At 69.7% G+C, this 4509-nt stretch carries 4 protein-coding genes; all 4 read right to left on the bottom strand.

All coding sequences use genetic code 11. The annotated features are described in order from the left end of the window. On the bottom strand, positions 1–827 hold an 827-nt coding region (locus FFS27_RS29010), incomplete at its 3' end, for an aminotransferase class V-fold PLP-dependent enzyme (RefSeq protein ID WP_137952385.1). A 145-nt stretch (positions 828–972) separates the two neighbouring features. Then, a complete protein-coding gene (locus FFS27_RS29015; RefSeq protein ID WP_023101311.1) occupies positions 973–2583 on the bottom strand; it encodes an ABC transporter ATP-binding protein in 1611 nt (536 codons plus the stop codon). Between the two features lies 1 nt (position 2584). Next, positions 2585–3601, bottom strand: a complete 1017-nt coding sequence (locus FFS27_RS29020; RefSeq protein WP_003109648.1) for an ABC transporter permease — start codon at positions 3599–3601, stop codon at positions 2585–2587. Between the two features lies 1 nt (position 3602). After that, positions 3603–4509 (bottom strand): microcin C ABC transporter permease YejB (yejB, locus tag FFS27_RS29025; protein ID WP_033938892.1); only part of this gene is annotated, 907 nt, incomplete at its 5' end.

Consider the following 4509-nt stretch of genomic DNA (forward strand, 5'->3'; position numbering starts at 1 on the left):
CGCCGCTGGAGTCCGGCGATGCGCCTGCCCTCCTCCTCGAAAAGCTCGCCGGCGAGGGCGAAGGCCTCGCCCATGCCGACGATCTGGTGGGTCGCCAGGGTCCCGGAGCGCAGGCCCTGCTCGTGTCCGCCGCCGTGGATCTGCGCCTTCAGCCGGCGCTCGGCGCGCGGCCCGACGTACAACGCGCCGATGCCCTTGGGCCCGTAGGTCTTGTGTGCGGAGAACGACATCAGGTCCACCGCCAGGCGGCCCAGGTCGATCGCCACCTTGCCGCTGGCCTGCGCCGCGTCGACGTGGAACAGCGCGCCGCGCTCGCGCACCCGTTCGCCGATGGCGGCGATGTCGGTCAGGGTGCCGAGTTCGTTGTTGACCCGCATCAGCGACACCAGGCGGGTATCGGCGCGCCAGGCCGCCTCCACCTGTTCCGGCCGGATCAGGCCATCGGCGCCGGGCGCCAGCCAGGTCACGCTCCAGCCGTCATCGGCGAGTTGCTGCACGGTGTCCAGCACCGCCTTGTGCTCCAGGCGACTGGTGATCAGGTGGCCGGGCGTGTCCAGCGCCTGGGCCACGCCCTTGAGGGCCAGGTTGTTGGATTCGGTGGCACCGGAAGTCCAGACGATCTGCCCGGCGCTGGCGCCGACCAGCGCGGCCACCTGCTCCCTGGCCCGCTCCACCGCTCGCCGCGCCTGGCGGCCGTAGGCATGGGAGTTCGACGCGGGATTGCCAAAACACGCCTGGTAGCCGAGACACTCCACCATGGCCCGGATCACGCGCTCGTCCACGGGCGTGGTGGCGGCGTAATCGAAGTACAACGGTAACGAACTCATCGCATTCCCCCAATCGATCGAACGGCCCCGGAAGCCGACATGGCTCCTTGTCCCTGACGGGCCCGCAGGCCGATCTTAAGAAAAGCGCCGGGGCGTCTGGAAAGAACCTTTCGGAACATCCTTAGAGTCTGCATGGTTTCCCGCCTCAGATTCCCAGCCCGGCCACCCGCAGGTGCTCTTCCAGGCGCAGCGCGGGTATCGCTCCGAGCAACTCGCGGGTATAGGGGTGGCGCGGCTGGCTGAACAGCGCAGCGGCGCTGCCCTGCTCCACCACCCGGCCGTCCTTGAGTACCAGGATGTCGTGGGCCAGGGCGCGTACCACGGCCAGGTCGTGGCTGATGAACAGGTAGCTCAGCCCGTGGCGACGCTGCAACCGACGCAGCAGCTCGACCACCTGGCACTGCACGCTGCGGTCGAGCGCCGAGGTCGGTTCGTCGAGCAGGATCAGCGCCGGCTTCAGCACCAGCGCGCGGGCGATGGCGATGCGCTGGCGCTGGCCGCCGGAAAACTCGTGGGGATAGCGTTCCAGGCAAGGCTCGTCGAGACCGACCTCGCGCAGCGCCTCCAGCACCCGCGCGCGGCGTTCGCCGGCAGCGCCAATGCCATGGATACGCAGGCCTTCGCCGACGATCTGTTCCACGCTAAGGCGCGGGTTGAGGCTGCCGTAGGGGTCCTGGAACACCGCCTGGAACTGCCGGCGCAATGGCAACAGGCGCTTGCCGTGCAGCCGGTCGAGGCGCTCGCCCTGGAACAGGATCTGCCCTTCGGCCGGCAACAGGCGCAGCAGCGCCTGGCCGAGGGAGGACTTGCCCGAACCGCTTTCGCCGACGATCCCCAGGGTGCTGCCACGGCGCAGCCGCAGGCTGACCTCGTGCACCGCGCGCAGTCCCGCGCGCCGGCGCAGCCAGCCGCCGGGCGCGGCATAGTCGAGGCTCAGCGCGCGCACCTCCAGGCAGGTCTCGCGGCACGCCACCGGCTCCGCCAGGCCACCCGGCTCGGCCTCGATCAGCAGCCGCGTGTAGGGATGCCGGGGCGAACGGAACAGCGTCTCGCAGGCGTTCTCCTCGACGATCCGGCCATCGCGCATCACGCAGACCCGGTCGGCGACCCGACGCACCAGGTTGAGGTCGTGGCTGATCAGCAGGATCGCCATGCCCAGCCGTCGCTGCAAGCTTTGCAGCAGCTCCAGGAGGCGTTTCTGCACGGTAACGTCGAGAGCCGTGGTCGGTTCGTCGGCGATCAGCAGTTGCGGCTCGCAAGCCAGCGCCATGGCCAGCATCACTCGCTGTCGCTGGCCGCCGGAGAGCTGGTGCGGATAGGCCTCGAGCAGGCGTCGCGGCTGCTCGAGGCCGGCCAGTTCGAGCAGTTCCAGTACCCGCCCGCGCAGCGCGGCGCCACGCAGGCGGCGATGCAGGCGCAGGCCCTCGCCGACCTGGCGGCCGATGCGCTGCAATGGATTGAGCGAGGTCATCGGCTCCTGGAACACCATGCCGATGCGCTGCCCGCGAATCGCCAGCAATGCCTGCGGCGACAGCGCGAGCAGTTCCTCGCCGTCCAGGCGCACGCTGCCGCCCAGGCGCGCCGCGCCCGGCAGCAGGCGCAGCAGGGCGTGGGCGGTCTGCGACTTGCCGGAGCCGGACTCGCCGACCAGGGCCAGGGTCTCGCCGGCGCGCAGGCTGAAGTCGATCCCCTTCACGACCTGCGTGTCGCCATAGGCGACGCTCAGGTTTTCCACTCGCAACAGTTCCCGGTTCATCTCATTTCCTCGGATCGAAGGCGTCGCGCACCGCTTCGCCGATGAACACCAGCAGGCTGAGCAAGGTCGCCAGGACCACGAACACGGTCAGCCCGAGCCAGGGCGCCTGGAGGTTGTCGCGGCCCTGCCCGACCAGTTCGCCAAGGCTCGGCGAGCCGGGCGGCAGGCCGAAACCGAGGAAGTCCAGGGCGGTCAGGGTGGTCACCGCGCCACAGAGCAGGAACGGCAGGAAGGTCAGGGTCGCAACCATGGCGTTGGGCAGGATGTGCCGGAACATCACCCCGGCGTCGCCGAGGCCGAGGGTCCGCGCCGCCTTGACGTACTCCAGGTGACGACCGCGCAGGAACTCGGCGCGAACCACGTCGACCAGGCTGGTCCAGGAGAACAGCAGCATGATCGCCAGCAGCCAGCCGACCCCGGGCTGCACCAGGCTGGCGAGGATGATCAGCAGGTAAAGCATCGGCAGACCCGACCAGACCTCGATGAAGCGCTGGCCGAACAGGTCGATCCAGCCGCCGTAGTAGCCCTGCACCGCGCCGGCGCAGATTCCCAGCAACGACGAGGCCAGGGTCAGGCCGAGGGCGAAGAGGATCGACAGGCGCAAGCCGTAGATCACCCGCGCGAGCACATCGCGGCCCTGGTCGTCGGTGCCTAGCCAGTTCTCCGCCGAGGGCGGCGCCGGCGCCGGGCGCGCGTAGTTGATGCTGCGGGCGTCGAAGCGGATCGGCGGCCACAGCGCCCAGCCGTCGCGGGCGATGCGTTCGCTCATGAAGCGGCCGCGGTAGTCCGGCGGGAACGGCAGTTCGCCGCCGAAGGCGGTTTCCGGATAGTCCCGCAGCACCGGCAGGAACCACTGGCCACGGTATTCCAGCAGCAGCGGGCGGTCGTTGGCGATCAGCTCGGCGAACAGGCAGGCGACGAACAGCGCGAGGAACAGCCGCAGCGCCAGGCGCCCGCGGCGGTTGGCGCGGAACGCGGCGAGGCGGCGGCGGTGCAGCGGGGAAAGGACGATGGCCATCTCACTGTTTCCTCGCGGCGAAGTCGATGCGCGGGTCGACCAGGCTGTAGGCCAGGTCGCCGGCCAGCTTCACCAGCAACCCGAGCAGGGTGAAGATGAACAGGCTGCCGAACACCACCGGGTAGTCGCGGCCGAGCGCCGCTTCGTAGCCCATCAGGCCGAGGCCGTCGAGGGAGAACAGCACCTCGATCAGCAGCGACCCGGTGAAGAACACCGAGACCAGCGCCGCCGGCAGCCCGGCCACCACCAGCAACATGGCGTTGCGGAACACATGGCCGTAGAGCACCCGGCGCTCGCTGAGGCCCTTGGCGCGAGCGGTGGCGACGTACTGCCTGGATATCTCGTCGAGGAAGCTGTTCTTGGTCAGCAGGGTCAGGCTGGCGAAACCGCCGACCACCAGCGAACCCACCGGCAGCGCCAGGTGCCAGAGGTAATCGGCGAAACGCGCCAGCGCGCCGAGGCGCTCGGCGCCCTCGGAAGCCAGGCCACGCAGGGGGAACCAGTCCAGGTAGCTGCCGCCGGCGAACAGCACGATCAGGACGATGGCGAAGAGGAAGCCGGGCACCGCATAGCCGACCACCACCAACGCGCTGCTCCACAGGTCGAAGGCGCTGCCGTGGCGCACCGCCTTGGCCACCCCCAGGGGAATCGACACCAGGTAGGTGATCAGCGTCGCCCACAAGCCCAGGGACAGCGAGACCGGCAGCTTCTCGGCGATCAGGTCGACGACCCGCGCGTCGCGGTAGAAGCTCTCGCCGAAATCCAGCCGGGCGTAGCTCGACAGCATCAGCCAGAGCCGTTGCAGCGGCGGCTTGTCGAAGCCGTACTGGCGCTCCAGGGCGGCCACCAGCTGCGGGTCGATGCCGGTCTCGCCGTGGCGCTGCGGTTCCAGAGCGCCATGCCCACCC

The organism is Pseudomonas sp. 2VD (genome assembly GCF_005503585.1).
Taxonomy (GTDB): domain Bacteria; phylum Pseudomonadota; class Gammaproteobacteria; order Pseudomonadales; family Pseudomonadaceae; genus Pseudomonas; species Pseudomonas aeruginosa.

Excerpts from the sequence above, each read along its gene's own strand:
- FFS27_RS29015 (WP_023101311.1), bottom strand. The coding sequence starts at position 2,583 with ATGAACCGGGAACTGTTGCGAGTGGAAAACCTGAGCGTCGCCTATGGC.
- FFS27_RS29020 (WP_003109648.1), bottom strand. The coding sequence starts at position 3,601 with ATGGCCATCGTCCTTTCCCCGCTGCACCGCCGCCGCCTCGCCGCGTTC.